The sequence below is a fragment of the Lentilactobacillus rapi DSM 19907 = JCM 15042 genome (assembly GCF_001436255.1).
Classification (GTDB): domain Bacteria; phylum Bacillota; class Bacilli; order Lactobacillales; family Lactobacillaceae; genus Lentilactobacillus; species Lentilactobacillus rapi.
Genome location: NZ_AZEI01000085.1, coordinates 1 through 17,272, shown reverse-complemented (window position 1 = coordinate 17,272; position 17,272 = coordinate 1). Strand labels below are relative to the sequence as shown.

The window sequence follows — 17,272 nt, the reverse complement described above, 5'->3', positions numbered from 1 at the left end:
ATTTCCGTTCGAGGAGACTTACACTCCGATCTCTAACCGCTTGGATCCGCTCACTTGTATTAGGACAGCTGCGTAAAGCAGAAACTTCCACCTAAGCACCTTCTGCAAAAATCCCAAAACCAGGGATTTCCGCAGAAGGAGACTTAGGCTCCAGTTTCTAACCGCTTTACTTCGCTCACTAGTTTTAGGACAGCTGCGTAAAGCAGAAACTTCCACCTAAGCACCTTTACCAAAAATCCCAAAATCGGGGATTTCTGGCAAAGGAGACTTAGGTTCCAGTTTCTAACCGCTTTACTTCGCTCACTTATTTTTAGGAGGAAAACATTGAGTAAAACCATTGTTGAACTAAAAGACGTTTACAAAACCTATGACGACGGCTTTACAGCTCTCAAAGACATTAGTTTCAAATTAAATCAGGGGGAATTTTACACCCTTTTGGGGCCTTCCGGTTGTGGGAAGACCACCATCTTACAGTCAATTGCCGGCTTTACCGAAGTCACTTCCGGCGAAGTTCTCTTCGACGGCAAACGAATTAATGATATTCCAGCTAATAAACGCCAATTAAACACAGTATTCCAAGATTACGCCCTATTTCCAAACATGAACGTGTTTGAAAACGTTGCTTTCGGGTTAGTCGTTCACAACATCAAAAAAGACGAAGTCGAACAACGCGTTCATGACGCGCTTAAGATGGTCCAGCTGGAAAAGTACGCCAACCGGGAAATTTCAGAGCTCTCAGGTGGCCAGCAGCAGCGAATTGCGATTGCTCGGGCAATTGTTAACCGACCTAAAGTCTTGCTGTTAGACGAGCCGTTATCGGCCTTAGACGCCAAACTGCGAAAGGACATGCAGTACGAACTGCGGGAACTCCAGCAGCAGCTTGGGATTACGTTCCTGTTTGTCACCCACGACCAAGAAGAGGCCCTAGCAATGAGTGATGAAATCTTCGTGATGAACAAGGGCGAAATCCTTCAAAAAGGGGATCCCGTCGATATCTACGATGAACCCATCAATCACTTTGTCGCTGATTTCATCGGGGAAAGCAATATTATCCCCGGCAAAATGGTCGCCGACTTCCAAGTCGCCTTTCTTGGTCATCAATTTGAATGTTCAGATGCCGGAATGCGGCCAAACGAACCCGTTGAAGTTGTGATTCGACCGGAAGATTTAGTCATCACAACCCCCGAAAAGGGCAAGCTGCAGGTCAAAGTCGACACGCAGCTTTTCCGCGGTGACTACTACGAAATTCTCGCCTACGATGAACAAGGCAATGAATGGCTGATTCATTCAACCAATGCCACCAAAGATGACTCAATCGTTGGCCTCACGTTCGGGCCAAACGACATGCACATCATGCGTTACAATGAGTCGGAAGCCAAATTTAACAGCCGGCTTGAAAGTTATGAAGATTAGGGGGTGGCAATGGCGATGAAGAAAAGTTTTAAAGGTCTTTTTTACACCCCATACATTCTGTGGCTGGCGATGTTTGTGATCGCGCCGGTTGCCCTAATTATCTATTATTCATTCTTTGATATTCACCATCAGTTCACTCTCTCCAATTATCGCGTGTTCTTTGAATCTGGGACTTATCTGACAATGACTGCCAATTCCGTGCTGTACGCATTTTTGATCACGGTCATTTCGATCCTAATCAGTTACCCAATGGCCCTGGTCATCAGTAAGCTTAAACACCGGGATTTATGGATTCTGTTGGTCATTTTGCCAACGTGGATCAACCTGCTGCTCAAGGCATATGCCTTCATTGGCCTGCTGAGCCGGGACGGTTTGGTCAACAACTTATTTGAATTTTTCGGAATTCCCGCCCAGCAAATGCTCTTCACGGACACCAGCTTCATTTTGGTCGCTGCCTACATTCAGATTCCGTTCATGATCTTGCCAATCTATAATTCAATGACTGACATCAGCGACTCGTACATTCGCGCCAGCAGTGACCTGGGCGCGACCAAGTGGCAGACGTTAACCAAAATCATCATCCCGATGACCATGCCCGGCATTAAATCCGGCATTCAAATTGTCTTCATCCCTTCACTATCACTCTTCATGCTTTCCAGATTAATCGGTGGTAATAAAATCATCACACTGGGAACTGCGGTTGAGGAACATTTCCTCACGACCATGAATTGGGGAATGGGCTCAACGATTGGGGTCGTCTTGATCATTTCGATGGTGGTTGTCATGCTGTTCACCAATACCAAACGTAAAGGGAGGCGGTCATGATGGATAATCGCGCCTCAAAGCTCGGCAAATTCTACATTATTTTCGTGTTTTTACTGATGTACATGCCAATCTTCTATCTGATTATTTATTCCTTTAGTAAAGGCACCACAATGGCTAATTTCGATGGCTTCACGTTGAGCCACTATGGCGAGTTGTTTGCCGATAAACGTATGTTAGCCATTTTTCTGGATACCATTTTGATTGCCTTATTGTCTTCGTTATTTTCAACCATTATCGGGACCATGGGCGCTATCGCCGTTCATAACACCAAGCGCCGCCATCAACGGGAAACCTTGTTGTCGTTAAACAGCATCCTGCTGGTATCACCTGATGTGATTATCGGTGCCAGCTTCCTGATCTTTTTCACGGCGTTGAAATTACCACTTGGCTTTTGGTCAGTCCTACTAAGCCATATCGCCTTCGAAATTCCAATTGTCCTGTTAATGGTTTTGCCACGACTGGACGAGATGAGTCCATCCCTGATTAATGCCGCAATGGATTTAGGGGCCACTTCAGCTCAAATCCTAAGCAAAATCGTCTTGCCATTTATCCAACCTGGGATCATTGCCGGCTTTTTCATGGCGATCACCTACTCGCTAGACGATTTTGCGGTTACTTTCTTTGTTACAGGTAACGGCTTTACCACGTTGTCAGTTGAGATTTACTCCCGAGCTCGCCAAGGGATCAGTTTGGAAATTAATGCATTAGCTGGCATCATGTTTGTCTTCTCGTTGGTTTTAGTTGGCATTTATTATCTGATCGAAAACCACAACCTTTCCAGTGGCCGCAAGTTGGACAGAGTGGAGGTGCCTGATCGATGAAAAAATTTGTCATTACGATCATCACAATTCTAGTTCTCTGTGCTGGACTGGGATATGGCAGCCATGAGCTCACCAAATCGACCGGTGATTCTGGAAGCAAGGTACTCAACCTGTACAATTGGGGCGATTATATCGACCCAACCCTGTTGACGAAATTCCAGAAAGAAACCGGCTACCACGTCAATGTCGAAACATTTGATAGTAATGAGGCCATGTATACCAAGATTAAACAAGGTGGCACCAGCTATGATTTGACCGTTCCCAGTGACTACATGGTCCAGAAAATGAAAGCCGATCATATGCTCATTCCACTGGATAAGTCCAAACTAACCGGCATGCAAAATTATGGCTCTTCATTCATGAATAAGAGCTTTGACCCTGGCAATCGCTACTCAATCCCTTATTTCTGGGGAACCTTGGGAATCATTTATAACGATCAAGACGTCAAGCCCGGTTCGCTGGAACATTGGAATCAATTGTGGCGCCCTCGATATAAGGACGGCATCATGCTCATTGATTCAGCCCGGGATATCATGGGCTTCTCACTGATTTCGTTGGGTAAATCCGTCAACACGACAAAGACAGCAAATTTGCTGGCGGCCAGAAATAAGCTCAACCGCTTATCGCCAAATGTGAAAGCCGTCGTCGCCGATGAAATCAAAATGTATATGGCGGAAGGTGAAGCCCCAGTTGCAGTTGACTGGTCTGGTGAGGCATCCGAAATGATGTCACAAAATTCTCACTTGCACTATGTTGTCCCAACCGAGGGCAGCAACATGTGGTTCGATAATTTAGTCATTCCAAAGACCGCCAAACATTTCAAAGCCATTTACGCGTTCTTAAATTTCATGAACAAGCCAGAAAACGCGGCTCAAAACGCAAAATATATCGGCTACTCAACCCCTAACAATCAAGCGTTGAAGTTGTTACCAAAGTCCGTTCGAAACGACAAACAATTTTACCCACCACAGAAAGTTTTGGACCGCTTGCAGGTTTACCGCAACCTGAGCCCAACGAAGGTGCAACAGTATAATGATTTGTACCTGGAGTTTAAGATGCACCATTAATCAAAAGTAAGATTGGTCATAACGGTCCAAATGCATTAAACTAAATGATGAGGTGAAAAATAATAATGGCAAAGAAAAACATGAAAAAAGAAATTATGCTCGATATGGATGAATTTATCGTGACATACGCGGCAACCCTCTTGGATCCCAACAAGAATCTTTCTCAATTAGTTTATGACACCGCAAAGGATGACTTAACTAAGATGGATGACTTGTTCAAGGATAATGGCTTCGGCCGCAAGAATAAGTTCCATAATATCGGCGAAGGCTTCTTGCGCGACTATTACAATTTGGACGAAGAGGAAGCCAAAAAGCAGGCAGATCAATTGGCAAAGGACGCCATGGATTACCTGGGTAAAAATGTGCAGTTCTTTGAAACGTGGAGAACAGATTAGAGTGTGACGAGACCTGGGTGACGCGGTTTCTAAACCATCTTGGGTTGAAATCCCGGTTTTGGATTTGAATCCAAGATGGTTTAGAAGTAAGCGTCAGGGTCGTCGGAACACGTTTAGAGTGTGAAACCAAGCGGTTAGGAATCGGACTATAAGTCGCTTTAGCCGGAAATCCCGGTTTTGGATTTGTGGCTAAAGTGCTTATAGGGAGATTCCTGCTTGGATGAGCACGTTTAGATTAGAGTGTGACAAGACCTGGGTGACGCGGTTTCTAAACCGTCTTGGGTTGAAATCCCGGTTTTGGATTTGAATCCAAGATGGTTTAGAAGTAAGCGTCAGGGTCGTCGGAACACGTTTAGAGTGTGAAGCCAAGCGCTTAGGAATCGGAGTGTAAGTCGCCTGGACGAGAAAATTCCTGGTCTTGGAATTTTTCGGGCAGGTGCTTACATGGAGATTCCTGCTTGGTGGAACACGTTTAAAAGCAAAACCAACCAATCCACCCAATAATGGCATCAGTGATGAGATTCCCCATCATTGGTGCCATTCTTTTCTGTAAAAATTCCCCCAGTTGCTTTGATTGCCGCCTACCCAACGGCCACAAGCAAATTTTCTCTCTTTTCACAAGTTTTGTTTCATAATGGACTCAATCATTAAACAAGTGAAAGGAGGGGTTTTCGATGAACAACACCCCCGCACCAAAATCAGAAACGCAAAAAAACGGCTGGTGGATTCTAGTTTCGATTGGTACCTTCGCCTTCATGTCCAATTTGGATTCCAGCATCGTAAACATTGCCATGCCGTTGATGGCCAAACAGCTCAGCGTGCCAATGAATGAAATTGAATGGGTCGTTTCTTCATATCTGATTGTGCTGACTGCCCTGCTGTTATTCTTTGGCAAACTGGGTGACATTTATGGCAAGGTAAAAGTCTTTCGAATTGGAACGATCGTCTTTTTATTGGGATCTTTCCTATCTGGGCTTCAGATTAACTTTCCCTTCTTATTAGTGGGCCGAGTGATCCAAGGCACTGGCGCCGCGATGACCCTGTCGAACACATATGGGATTACCACTTCAACGTTTGGAGTCAAAGAACGAGGCCGGGCAATGGGGTTTGTGGGAACATTCGTTGCTTTGGGGGCGATTGCCGGTCCTGGCCTTGGCGGCTTAATTCTTTCCCGGCTTTCCTGGGGCTATATTTTTTGGGTCAACTTGCCATTTGGGATCTTTGCCGTGATTCTCGGAGCCATTGTGATGCCCAAGAACTTTCAAACCACTCCCGGAAGTATTGATTGGTTGGGGTTCATGAATTTTGCGATCTTGATCGTTAGCCTCTTTCTCGGAGTCTTCATCGGCCAAGAAATTGGTTATGCCGCCCCAATCCCACTGATCTTATTTGCAATCGCACTTATCACGCTCTATGGCTTTTACCGCACTGAAAAACACGCAGCTAATCCCTTGATGCCCCTCACGTTGTTTAAAATCAAGCCATTCACGTACGGTCTTGGGGCAGCCATTCTTATTTTTCTCTCTAATTTCTTTACGGTCGTCATCGTGCCATTTTACCTTGAAGACGCGCGCCAATTGACGGCTGGTCAAGCCGGCGCCCTCCTGATTATTTTCCCAGTTGTAATGGTGTTTGCCGGCCCGCTGGGTGGTTGGTTGGCTGATAAATTTTCACCGGCAACCGTTGCCTCAGCTGGCTTATTGATCGTCGCTATCGCCCAAACGTTATATATTTTCCTGACCCTGACCAGTCCCATCTGGGTTTACGTTGCCATCACAATTGTCATGGCAACCGGGACCGGGCTTTTCCAGTCACCAAACAGCGACATTGTCATGTCGGTGGTCCCCAAGAATTCTCTGGGCAGTGCTGGTAGTTTAAACGCCTTGGCCCGAAATATTGGGATGATTTCTGGGACTGCCCTGTCAACGACCGCGCTGTTTGTCGGGATGAGCATCAAAGCCGGCTTCCATGTCACCACTTATCTGCCAAAACAGCCGGAAACGTTCATTTTTGGCATGCACGTGGCCTTCGCCATTTCCCTCTTGATCATTATTGGGGCTTTAATCCTATCAATTCTGCAAGGCCGCAATGTCAAACCGGAAGATATGAAATAATCCAACTTTTAGTCTAAACTAAAGGATGGCACTCAACTCATTTTTCGGTTGGCCCGAGGCTATTTATCAGCAATCATCTGCACAACGATTTTTCCCCTCGCCCGATGGGATTGGGAATAATTGAACGCCGCTTGAATATCGTCAAATTCGAAGATTCGGTCAATAATTGGTCGGATCTTTTCTTGTTCGATCAGCTTCGTTAGGATGGCTAGCTGACTACCACTGGGTTTCATGAACAAGAAATGATAAGCTATCCCACTCTTTTTCTCTAGCCGTGAGAGATTAACAGTTGCCAACTTAAACAACCACAGCTTCCACTTTGGCAAGCCGTAACTCTTGGCGAACGCCCCGTTTGGCAAACCTGATAGTGAAACCACTTTGCCACCGGGCTTAACGATCGAAAATGCCCGCTCCAATTGTTTACCGCCAAGCGTGTCAAAGACGTCGTCATAATCGCTCAAGACTTCATCAAAACGAACTTTGTGATAGTCAATCACTTCATCAGCCCCTAGCTGCTTAACAAAGGCGGCATTTTTGGAACTCGTTGTCGTTGCCACATAGGCCCCGGCTAATTTGGCGAGTTGAATGGCAATTGTGCCAATTCCGCCAGAACCAGCCTGAATCAATAGCTTGTCGCCACGCTTAATTTTCATCACATCAAATAAGGCCTGATAACTCGTCAAGCCAACTAGTGGAATCGCTGCAGCCTGCTCAAAGGTTAAGTTAGCCGGCTTGCGGGCAATATCGGCTTGACTCACCGCAATCCATTCCGCGAAAGTGCCGATTCGATTCTTTTGAACCCGACCATAAACTTGATCACCAACTTTAAAGCGAGTCACTTTTACGCCAACCTGTTCAATGGTGCCTGCAAAATCACTCCCAAGAATGAGCGGCAAATGATACTTCAGCAGCATTTTTAAATTGCCATCCTTAGTTTTCAGGTCAATCGGGTTAATGCTGGCAGCGTGGATTTTGACTAACACGTCTTGATCCCCTAATTGCGGCATCGGCACAGTAATCATCTCCAGCTGATCTTGACCATATTTACGAATTAACGCTGCTTTCATCTGCTGTTTCATAATCAACTTTACTCCCATAAATTCATCTCAGTTGTTTGGTTTAAATTTTTAAACGATTGCTGACTTGAATCATAACTGCTCAACTCAATTCCGTCAACCATATCGTCTGAACCAATCATTTGACAGGTTCAAGTTCAGATGGTTTAATGGTTTAAAAATATAAACGGAAGGTCTGATCAACAAAATGGCGGATTTAACCCAACTCAAAACAGAATTTACAGACTTAAGTGATTTCTTGGTTGCCCTCGGTGATGAAAAGCGCCAGGCAATCATCATTGCATTACTGGCGGAAAATGCCTGCCATGGATTACGCGTGACCGATTTAACGGCGGTCACTGAATTGTCCCGGCCAGCCGTTTCTCACCACTTAAAAATTTTAAAACAAGCCCATCTCATCAAATCAAGAAGTGAGGGTACGAAAAATTATTACTATCTATCACACGATATTAAAGAAATCACCGCTTTAAAACAGTTACTGGATCACGTTACTGCAATCATTGAAACCTCAGGGAGAGAAACCAAATGAAGAAAGTTCTGATCGTTTTAACCAATGTCAACCACTATCACGGAACTGATGATCCAACCGGACTTTGGTTGGGTGAAGCAGCTGAATTTGTCGCGGTGATGCAAGCCGCGGGAATTCAAGTTGATTACGTTAGTCCAAAAGGCGGTTTTGTGCCGCTGGATCCACGCAGCATGAAATACACGAATCAAGAAATTATGAAAGTTTACGAAACAGACGACTTTCAACGCCGGGCTCTCAGTAATTCGCTGAATCCCGATCAAGTCAATGCTGCCAATTATACCGCCATTTATTACACTGGTGGTCACGGCGTAATGTGGGACTTCCCTGACAATCCAAAGCTTCAACGAATTGCCCTCACGATTTATCAAAATAACGGCTTCGTGACGTCAGTCTGCCACGGCGTTGCTGGACTATTGAATATTAAAGACAGCAACGGCGACTACCTGATCGCCAACAAGACCATCACCGGTTTTACGGCGACCGAAGAAGCAATCGCAGCTAAACGCTCAGTCGTCCCATTTTTAAATAAACCAGAAGTTGAAAAACGTGGTGGTCACTGGCGCCAAAAACGCTTTTACAGCGAGTTTGCGGTTCAAGACGGCCAACTGATCACTGGCCAAAATCCCTTCTCCGCCACGGCAGTTGCCACCCGATTAATCCAAAATCTCCAAGTCAATCAATAACCGAAACAAATAGTGGGACTAAAAGTAGCCAGCTTCCGATAAATCAAGGAAGTCACTGCTCTTAGTCCCACATTTTTATAGGATTAGCTCTTTAGTTTAGTTGCTTGGCCCTTCTGCTTTCGATACTGAATCCGCAGCAGCTTGATGATTTCCGTAACCACCAGCACAATGAAGCCAGCGATGGTTGGGACAACCCAGCCGTAGAAGAAGCTGACGTTGCCAGTATGGAAAACGCCTTGCATAAATGGAATGTAGATCATCGCTGCCTGTAAAGCAAGCAGAATTCCGATGATGATAAATGCCATTTTATTCTCAAAGAAATGTTTAGAAATAATCGGATAAGAGTTTCGAATGTTGAACAAGTAGAAAATCTTACCGAAGATGATGATATTAACTGCCATGGTACTGCCCAGAACCACGTTCAAGATTCCAGCATCCACGAACCGATCGAAGGTGAAGATCCCCAGGCCAGCGATCAGCACGGAAACGTAGACAATTTCAAACACGTCCATTTTCCCTAGGATTCCCTTCCGAACATCCCGAGGCCCTCGAATCATGATTGATTCTTCAGCTGGCTCAAAGATAAAGGCAAACTGAATTGTCAATGCCGAAACCGTGTTGATCCAAAGCAATTGAGTTGGGTAAAGCGGCAATTCTTGGCCAATAATCATACTGATTAAGACAACCAGGCCTTCCGCAAAACTCGTTGGCAATAGGAACCGAATGGTCTTTTGAATATTGTCAAACACGTGACGGCCTTCCGCTACCGCATCGACAATTGTGGTAAAACTGTCGTTAACCAGCACCATATCGGCGGCTTCTTTGGCGACGGCCGTTCCTTTAATCCCCATCGCAATGCCGATGTTGGCCTGCTTCAAGGCGGCCGCATCATTCACACCATCCCCAGTCATGGCAACGATCTTCGCATTAGCCTGTTGGGCCTTCACAATCCGCAGTTTATTAGCGGGGGTGGTTCTGGCGAAAACATTATAACGGCCAATTTTCCTAATCAGGTCTTCATCGCTCATCTCATCAATTTCTGGACCGGTAATCGCGTGAATACTCTCATCAAGATCAAGCTTTCTCGCAATTGCCGTGGCTGTATCTGGATGATCTCCGGTGATCATATTGACCTTAACCCCAGCTCGGCGGAGGCTTTGAATAGCCGGAATCACCTCTTCACGGGGTGGGTCAATAATGCCAACCAACCCACTCAACTGAATTCCTTGAGAAATGCGTGCTTGGTCAATTTCTTCTTTGTCAGCGGGCACCGTTTTAGAACCCAACGCAACGACTCGCAAGCCCTGTTCGGTTAATTTAGCGACCCGTTGATACCAAGTGTCGCTATCAAAGTTGGGATCACTTTGCTTGACCATATCAAAAATTGTACCAGGAGCGCCCTTAACCATCAATTCGTTGTGGCCGGCTTCCTTAATTAAGCGGGCACTGTAACGATAGGCGGAGTCAAATGGTAAGGTGTCCAGCTCATCAACCTCTGGTTCGCGGCCGATCAGTTTATGGAACAAAGTCGTCAACGCGCCATCGGTTGGTTCACCATTAAGCTGCCATTGCCCGTCGGTTTGGACCAGTTCAGCGTCGGTAGTGGTGCCGGCAATTTCAACCAACTTTTTAAAATCTTGATCATGCTGCCAGTCGGCTTTTTGACCATCCAGCAAGACATCGCCTGAAACCCCTTTATCATTGTTCACGAACCCAATTCCAGTCACTTGATAATGGTGATTGTCCGTGATGACATCCGTGACGGTCATTTCATTTTTCGTCAGGGTTCCGGTCTTGTCAGTGTTAACAATATCAACAGCTCCGAGGGTTTCAACCGCTGGCAGGGTTTTGACAATGGCCCCACGTTTGGTCATCACTTGAACGCCACGCGCCAGGACAACCGAAGTCGAGGCAGGCAGTCCCTCAGGAATCGACCCAACGACCATCGTAATGATCGCAATGGTGAGGACCGGCAAGGTGTAAATTTTTGTGTAGAGGCCAAGGAAAAATAGGATGAACGCGATTGCGACGATTAATAGTGATAAGTTAACGCCCAGTCGATTTAAGTTCTTCATCAATGGGGTCACTTGGGCTTTCACGTCAGACACACTCTGTTGAATTTGACCAATTTGCGTATCCTCGGCAGTCGCCGTCACGATTCCAAATCCAGATCCCTGGGTTACCGCCGTTGAGGCATAGGCCATGTTGGACCGTTCAGCCAACGGAATCGAATCGGCAGCCAATGGATCCTCGGTCTTTTCCACCGAATTACTTTCCCCAGTTAGGGTGGACTCTTGAATTCGCATGTTGTCGGCGGAAATCAGCCGCATATCAGCGGGCACCGCGTCTCCGGCTTCCAAATTAACCAGATCACCCACAACCAATTCTCTGGCAGGCACTTCAATCTTGTGCCCATCTCGAATCACATAGTTCTGGCTAACCAGTAATTCCTTAATTTTACTCAATGCATTGTCTGCTTGCATTTCCTGGAAGAAACCAATAAATGCGTTAGCAATAATAACGATCCCGATAACCGCAGAATCAGAGTAATGATGCATGAACAGCGTGATCACCGCAGCCGCAATCAAAATATAAATGATACTGTTGTTAAATTGCAGCAGGAACTGGACTAATTTGCTTTTCTTCTTGGCGGTTAACTCGTTATAGCCATCTTGAGCCAGCCGCTTACCAGCTTCTTGTTCACTAATCCCATTCTCTGGGTCGGTATGGTACTTTGCCGCCAATTCTTCGGTCGACTCTTGCCACAACTTCTGATCGGGAGGAACCTCGTTCATATTGTCTGCCATTAAATGTATCACCTTTCTTTTCTGAAAATAAGTTTATTGTTAATAATATTATAATATATCCGGGGTACAAGGTGGTAGATAAAAATCTTTTAAGTTCATTTCGGATTAAATGGACGCAATCCAACGACCCAATGGTGCTGACAACTCTCAATTTTTCACAATCGTCCACGCCTCAATCGACTTGCCATCCTCATCCCTCAACACAAGCCAGCTGTTGGTGCCGCCAAAATACAGAAACAGGCCAACTTCATTGACACTTTTTAAGATAATATCCTTGGTCGTGACAAAATCAGCAACCGCATCTGAATGCTCGGATCGCAAGCGCTCTGCAAATTTGGCTGCAAATCCCAGCGAGCCGTCTTTGTTTAATTCCGGCTCGGGCTTCATGACCGCCCCTGCCTTCAGCAGCATCTCATTGCGCTTTCGCCAATAAACAGTTGCCCGACTGCCATCATAATCAACTTTAAAAGCAACCTGGCTGACCTTCTTAGTCCAGCGGTGTCGCGGTTTACCTTTAGGCGTCTTTTTGGAAGTAGCAAACAACTCAAAACCCAATCCCGCTAAAATTGTCAAAATCAGATCTCGAAAAGCGTTGATCGTCGGCAACTGACTACTCGGAATCTTAGTGTTCGCAAATGGATCTGCCTTGAAAGTTCCCCGCTCAACGGCATATTGAGCAAAACGCTTCGCCAGATAAGCTGGTTCCAAATCCCATGAAGCCTGGATTGTGATGATTCGGTCAGCGTCAACATTGTCCTGTGACTGGACACCGACGAGCTTGCCAGCTTTCAATGATAAGGTCACACTGTTTGCTGACTTGTTCCTCGCAAGCTTTCTGGTAATCACAATCCGGCCTTGATTATCAGGTAATGCAATTTCTGTTTGATCCTTCAAAATTTTGACTTTTAATTCCACGTTAATCACTCCGGCTCCCTGTTAAAGTAATGGTTGCTTTGATGATAACCTTTTCGTGAAAAGAAGGGAATATTCTGCGCCTAATTCATGGAACTAACGACCGTTCTGCTTTCTTCGCGGATAGGCAATCTTAGTGAATTTGATCATCCGCTTTGGTGCTTTCTGAATTTGATTTACTCCCTTCATCGTGGTCGCGATTGTTCTTTGCTGCCATGGCTGAGCCAGCTATTTAAACCAAAAAACAATCTAAGATTAGTCAGCAAAGTGTTTATAGATGCAACTTGGCTTTCCCTTCCTATATTGATAAAACTTGCGACAAACGGCTGATCCCGGCCATTTAAGGCAAAAAAAGTAATGCATTCCAAAACCAGAATGCATTACTTTTTTCACTTAAATTCTGGGATCAAATCGCCGCTTGTCCCAATCTATATCGAAGAAGAAATCATTTTATTCAGTGGTGAGTTTATTCGTTAAGTTACCGGACCATTTCCAGTTTTGAACTTCTGGAATATCTGTCCCATATTCACGGATGTAATCATGATGTTTTTGAAGCATCTGATCCATCTTGGCTTCAAAGTCAGCGGCCTGGGAAGCAAACTGGGTTCTGGCAATCGCGTCCTTGGCCAAGTGGTATCGGTCAAGTTCGTTGAGTACCCGCATATCAAATGGTGTCGTGATATCACCATTTTCACGATAACCATGGAAGCTGATATTGTGGTTGTGACGGTTGTAAACCAAGCCACGGAAGGTATTTTCAAAGCCGTGGAAGGCAAAGATAACCGGTTTGTCAGTGGTAAAGTATTTATCAAACTCGGCTTGCGTCAGGCCCCGACTATCTTGATCTTCATTGTTTGGCCGCAATCTCAAGATATCAATAACGTTGATGAAACGAACTTTGAGTTCAGGGAATGAGTCGTGCAGCATATCAATTGCAGCTAAGCTTTCCATTGTTGCTTCAGTTCCGGCAGTCGCAAAGATCACATCCGGATCACCCTGATCATTTGAGGCCCAAGGAATGATCCCCAAACCATCGTTAACCAGCTTGGTGGCTTCATCCATTGAGAACCATTGTGGCCGTGGGTGCTTTGAAGCCACGATCAGGTTAATCTTCTCCCGTGCCTGCAAAGCCGTGTTCATGACTGCCAGCAATGAGTTGGCGTCGGCTGGGACATATTCATTTACTAACTCATGACCCTTTTCAGCTAAGTGACCGAGCATCCCAGGATCTTGGTGGGTATACCCATTATGGTCTTGCTGGAAAGCATGGGAAACGTTCATGATGTTCAATGATGGATAATCATGACGCCATGGTTGTTCAGAAGCTTTTCTGAGCCACTTGTAGTGCTGGGTCAGCATTGAATCAATGACCCGGGTAAATGCTTCATATGAAGCAAAGAATCCATGACGGCCACTCAGCACATAGCCTTCAAGCCAGCCTTCAGCTTGGTGTTCTGAAAGCTGTGAGTCAATGACTCGGCCTTCTGGTGCCATATTTTCATCATTCGGGCTCTTAATCGGTTCTTCCCATTGACGCTTACCATAATCCAACATTGAGAAGAATTTGTTGGATTTTGTTTCATCGGGACCAAAGGCTCTAAATGAGTTGCCATTGCGTTTCATAATCTCAGTGTAGAAATTCGACAAGACTTCGGTATCCTGCGCTTCTTTGTCACCCGGTTTGTTAATTTTCAGTGCGAAGTCTGCTGGATCAGGCATATCTAACTTCTTAGGGTCAATGCCACCGTTGACAATTGGGTTCATGGCCATTCGGTGATCGCCTTCAGGGGCCATTGCCTTAATTTCAGCTTTGATCGAACCGTTGTTGTTGAACAGTTCTTCTGGATGATATGATTTGAGCCAGTTGATCAGCAAATCTTTGTGATCCATTTGACCAGCGCTCACAGGAATCGGCACTTGATGGGCACGGAACGAACCGGCAATTGGGTTGCCATCCAAATCAAACTTAGGACCTGTCCAGCCTTTTGGTGACCGGAGAACTAACATTGGCCATTGTGGTAAGGTATCGTCATTATTCTCACGAGCGTGCTTTTGAATGTGCTTGATTTCAGAAACGATCTCATCCATCGTCTTAGCCATTGCCTTGTGAACCCGGGCATAGTCAGCCGGATTTCCGTCGGTCTCAACAAAGTGTGGTTTCCAACCCATTCCTTCAAAATACTTCGTCAAATCAGCATCACTCATTCGAGATAGAATGGTTGGATTAGAAATTTTGAACCCATTCAGATTCAGCATTGGTAAAATTGCCCCATCATGAATTGGATTAATAAACTTGTTGGAGAACCAAGAAGCAGCCAGTGGACCAGTTTCAGCTTCCCCATCACCAATTTCAACGGCGGCAATCACATCAGGATTGTCAAGAATAGCACCAGTTCCATGAGCAATTGAGTAGCCTAATTCACCACCCTCATGCATTGAACCCGGAGTTTCAGGAGCGGCATGAGAAGCAACGCCACCTGGGAACGAGAATTGTTTGAACAACCGTTGAAGACCGGTTTCGTTTTGGGCAATTTTAGGATAAATTTCACTGTAGCTGCCATCAAGGTAAGAATTGGATACCATGACTTGGCCACCATGACCAGAGCCTTCAATGTAGAACATGTTCAAATCATATTTCTTAATGATCCGGTTTAAATGGGCATACATAAAGTTTTGGGAAGCAATCGTGCCCCAGTGGCCGATCGGCTTGATCTTAACATCGTCTGCAACCAGGTCGCGTTTGAGTAATGGATTGTCACGGAGGAACAGCTGGCCAACAGATAAGTAGTTGGCGGCATTCCAATAGCGGTTGACTTTTTGCAGGTATTCGTCAGAATCGAAGTTTGTCATATTCGTAACCTCCTGAATTTTCAAAGCAGACACCAATTTGATTATTGGACCGGTCCAAATTCAAATTACAAATTCATTGTATGCTCAATATGTGGATATTTCAATGGTTTAAGCATTTGGTTATTTAATTTTGATATAAATAAAATTTATATCAAATGCATTTGGCATAAATAGATTCATATATAACGGGTTCTTAAACAGATTTAATCTTGCTTTTTCCGCTAAAATTTATTTGAATAAAAAATTGTTATGAAAACTTTAACGGTGTATTATAGGATCAAATTTAGCAGTTCCCCATAGAAGGCGATTAAAATGGTTAAAAATAATCAGAAGTCTAAAACCAGAAGAAGCTTGATGTTTCCGTTACTATTACCCAAAAGCAGTGGTTATGGTGCACGGTTAAACGATGACAATCCGATTGGCCACTTCCTGAACATTTTTTTCTTTATTTTTGTAATAGTTGCCATTGTGCTTTGCCTGTACTTCGCTCTTAATCTCTGAATTCACACTTGAAAGATCGGTAAAGCCATCCGAAATTTGGAGTCCCTTATCGCTTGGCGGAAATGTTCAACAAATATTTCCTAATCTTTTCGACCACTTTCAACCCCATAATAATTTCTGAAAACCATTGAGGCCTCACCCAGGGGCTGGGACATTAGTCCGCAAAGTGTTTATAGATGCAACTTGGCTTTCCCTTTTTATATTAATAAAAATTGCGACAAACGGCTGATCCCCGCCATTTAAGCAAAAAAAGTAATGCATTCCAAAACCAGAATGCATTACTTTTTTCACTTAAATTCTGGGATCAAATCGCCTTTCGTCCCAATCTTTAATTTGCACGCGCTTAGTGAAAACCATTGAAAATCCAATCCAAAGGGGCAATAATAAGATCATTCGAATTTAGGAGGCGATTTTATGCGCAAAAGTCGAATCGGTATCACGATGCAATTTGTTTGGGTAATCATCCTCAATTTTGGGTATCTTGGTGTGGATGGTGCTTTGAATCACGCGACACCACTCCTCCATTCTGAATTACGATTTCTCTATGCGTTAGCCGCATCTGGCATTATCTATTACATATTAAGGACCACTAAAGTTCGTAATGATCATATTAACTATTCAACCATCACGAAAATTTGGGGTGTTTTACTCATAATCGCATTTCTGGTGCTATTTTTTGTCAAACAGCATGTCATGCTAAACGTGTATGAAATTTTCAAATCGTACACGATCGTTGCGGACACATTAATGGCATTATCAATTGGATTCTTCGAAGAATTTCTGAGCCGAGGATTGTTGCTATCGACGTTCATGCAAATCTTCAAGAACGCAACATTAAAATACACGTTTGCTGCCTGTTCTTCAGCGATATGCTTTGGTTTGTTCCACTTCATTAACCTCGCTTCCGGCCAACCATTAATCCCAACGATCCAACAAGTCATTTATGCCTTTGTAATCGGCGTCATGTTTGCCAGCGTTCGAATAGTTACCAATTCAATGATTTGGCCGGTGCTCCTCCATACATTGTTTGATTGGCAAATGGGAATTTCATATATCACTAACCGCGACTATACGACGCCTTGGCTTTCCTTTTTCACTTCGTGGGGAGCATTGCTGATTGTGACGATTGTTTTCCTGATTTCATTGGATCATAGTGCAAATCGATCACAACCGATTAAAAAACTAAAGATGCCAAACCAAATATGATTCGAAAAGAGACTGAAACATACCTCCTAAACTGAGAGTAGAAAAACTTGTGACGACAAGTTTTTCTTCTCTC

14 protein-coding genes are annotated in these 17,272 nt (G+C 44.7%); 10 read left to right on the top strand and 4 right to left on the bottom strand.

Going from position 1 to position 17,272, the window contains the following annotated elements; all coding sequences use genetic code 11:
* The first annotated feature begins 324 nt into the window (after positions 1-324).
* The 6 genes from FD12_RS12960 (at position 325) to FD12_RS12935 (ending at position 6,635) form a co-directional block, all read left to right on the top strand.
* Positions 325-1,413: an ABC transporter ATP-binding protein gene (locus tag FD12_RS12960; RefSeq protein ID WP_056983419.1), complete on the top strand. Its 1,089-nt coding sequence runs from the start codon at positions 325-327 to the stop codon at positions 1,411-1,413.
* Positions 1,414-1,428: 15 nt separating this feature from the next.
* Complete coding sequence (locus tag FD12_RS12955) at positions 1,429-2,238, top strand: ABC transporter permease (protein ID WP_056983436.1); 810 nt, start codon at positions 1,429-1,431, stop codon at positions 2,236-2,238.
* Complete coding sequence (locus FD12_RS12950; protein WP_056983418.1) at positions 2,238-3,059, top strand: ABC transporter permease; 822 nt, start codon at positions 2,238-2,240, stop codon at positions 3,057-3,059. Before FD12_RS12955 ends, FD12_RS12950 begins: the two co-directional genes overlap by 1 nt.
* A complete protein-coding gene (locus tag FD12_RS12945) occupies positions 3,056-4,126 on the top strand; it encodes an ABC transporter substrate-binding protein (protein ID WP_056983417.1) in 1,071 nt (356 codons plus the stop codon). The genes FD12_RS12950 and FD12_RS12945 overlap by 4 nt, the downstream gene beginning before the upstream one ends.
* Positions 4,127-4,191: 65 nt before the next feature.
* On the top strand, positions 4,192-4,521 hold the full coding sequence (locus tag FD12_RS12940) for a hypothetical protein (RefSeq protein ID WP_056983416.1): 330 nt from the start codon (positions 4,192-4,194) through the stop codon (positions 4,519-4,521).
* Between the two features lie 674 nt (positions 4,522-5,195).
* On the top strand, positions 5,196-6,635 hold the full coding sequence (locus FD12_RS12935) for an MFS transporter (protein ID WP_054747503.1): 1,440 nt from the start codon (positions 5,196-5,198) through the stop codon (positions 6,633-6,635).
* Between the two features lie 59 nt (positions 6,636-6,694).
* On the opposite strand, the gene FD12_RS12930 is transcribed toward FD12_RS12935, so the two are convergent.
* Positions 6,695-7,702, bottom strand: coding sequence for an NADP-dependent oxidoreductase (locus FD12_RS12930; RefSeq protein ID WP_146986069.1), 1,008 nt, complete (start codon positions 7,700-7,702; stop codon positions 6,695-6,697).
* A 196-nt stretch (positions 7,703-7,898) separates the two neighbouring features.
* Between FD12_RS12930 and FD12_RS12925 the strand changes: the two genes are divergently transcribed.
* Both FD12_RS12925 and FD12_RS12920 read left to right on the top strand, forming a co-directional pair.
* A complete protein-coding gene (locus tag FD12_RS12925) occupies positions 7,899-8,240 on the top strand; it encodes an ArsR/SmtB family transcription factor (RefSeq protein WP_054747505.1) in 342 nt (113 codons plus the stop codon).
* Positions 8,237-8,923 (top strand): type 1 glutamine amidotransferase domain-containing protein, encoded by a 687-nt coding sequence (locus tag FD12_RS12920; protein WP_054747507.1) that lies wholly within the window; start codon positions 8,237-8,239, stop codon positions 8,921-8,923. Before FD12_RS12925 ends, FD12_RS12920 begins: the two co-directional genes overlap by 4 nt.
* Positions 8,924-9,006: 83 nt before the next feature.
* Here FD12_RS12920 and FD12_RS12915 read toward each other — a convergent pair whose 3' ends face one another.
* The 3 genes from FD12_RS12915 to FD12_RS12905 all read right to left on the bottom strand — a co-directional run bounded on the left by FD12_RS12915 (position 9,007) and on the right by FD12_RS12905 (position 15,492).
* Positions 9,007-11,730: an HAD-IC family P-type ATPase gene (locus FD12_RS12915; protein ID WP_056983415.1), complete on the bottom strand. Its 2,724-nt coding sequence runs from the start codon at positions 11,728-11,730 to the stop codon at positions 9,007-9,009.
* 147 nt (positions 11,731-11,877) lie between these two features.
* The gene (locus FD12_RS12910) at positions 11,878-12,645 is read right to left on the bottom strand and encodes a hypothetical protein (RefSeq protein WP_056983435.1); all 768 of its coding nucleotides are present in this window, start codon (positions 12,643-12,645) and stop codon (positions 11,878-11,880) included.
* Between the two features lie 447 nt (positions 12,646-13,092).
* Positions 13,093-15,492: a phosphoketolase family protein gene (locus FD12_RS12905; protein ID WP_056983414.1), complete on the bottom strand. Its 2,400-nt coding sequence runs from the start codon at positions 15,490-15,492 to the stop codon at positions 13,093-13,095.
* 312 nt (positions 15,493-15,804) lie between these two features.
* On the opposite strand from FD12_RS12905, the gene FD12_RS12900 reads away from it, so the two are divergent.
* A complete protein-coding gene (locus tag FD12_RS12900) occupies positions 15,805-15,993 on the top strand; it encodes a hypothetical protein (RefSeq protein WP_054747509.1) in 189 nt (62 codons plus the stop codon).
* Positions 15,994-16,407: 414 nt separating this feature from the next.
* Positions 16,408-17,199, top strand: a complete 792-nt coding sequence (locus FD12_RS12895; RefSeq protein ID WP_056983413.1) for a CPBP family intramembrane glutamic endopeptidase — start codon at positions 16,408-16,410, stop codon at positions 17,197-17,199.
* Positions 17,200-17,272: the final 73 nt, after the last annotated feature.

What these genes read in the sequence shown, in the direction of transcription:
- FD12_RS12955 (WP_056983436.1), top strand. Translation starts at nt 1,429, where the DNA reads ATGAAGAAAAGTTTTAAAGGTCTTTTTTACACCCCATACATTCTGTGG.
- FD12_RS12950 (WP_056983418.1), top strand. Translation starts at nt 2,238, where the DNA reads ATGGATAATCGCGCCTCAAAGCTCGGCAAATTCTACATTATTTTCGTG.
- FD12_RS12945 (WP_056983417.1), top strand. Translation starts at nt 3,056, where the DNA reads ATGAAAAAATTTGTCATTACGATCATCACAATTCTAGTTCTCTGTGCT.
- FD12_RS12940 (WP_056983416.1), top strand. Translation starts at nt 4,192, where the DNA reads ATGGCAAAGAAAAACATGAAAAAAGAAATTATGCTCGATATGGATGAA.
- FD12_RS12935 (WP_054747503.1), top strand. Translation starts at nt 5,196, where the DNA reads ATGAACAACACCCCCGCACCAAAATCAGAAACGCAAAAAAACGGCTGG.
- FD12_RS12930 (WP_146986069.1), bottom strand. Translation starts at nt 7,702, where the DNA reads ATGAAAGCAGCGTTAATTCGTAAATATGGTCAAGATCAGCTGGAGATG.
- FD12_RS12925 (WP_054747505.1), top strand. Translation starts at nt 7,899, where the DNA reads ATGGCGGATTTAACCCAACTCAAAACAGAATTTACAGACTTAAGTGAT.
- FD12_RS12920 (WP_054747507.1), top strand. Translation starts at nt 8,237, where the DNA reads ATGAAGAAAGTTCTGATCGTTTTAACCAATGTCAACCACTATCACGGA.
- FD12_RS12915 (WP_056983415.1), bottom strand. Translation starts at nt 11,730, where the DNA reads ATGGCAGACAATATGAACGAGGTTCCTCCCGATCAGAAGTTGTGGCAA.
- FD12_RS12905 (WP_056983414.1), bottom strand. Translation starts at nt 15,492, where the DNA reads ATGACAAACTTCGATTCTGACGAATACCTGCAAAAAGTCAACCGCTAT.
- FD12_RS12900 (WP_054747509.1), top strand. Translation starts at nt 15,805, where the DNA reads ATGGTTAAAAATAATCAGAAGTCTAAAACCAGAAGAAGCTTGATGTTT.
- FD12_RS12895 (WP_056983413.1), top strand. Translation starts at nt 16,408, where the DNA reads ATGCGCAAAAGTCGAATCGGTATCACGATGCAATTTGTTTGGGTAATC.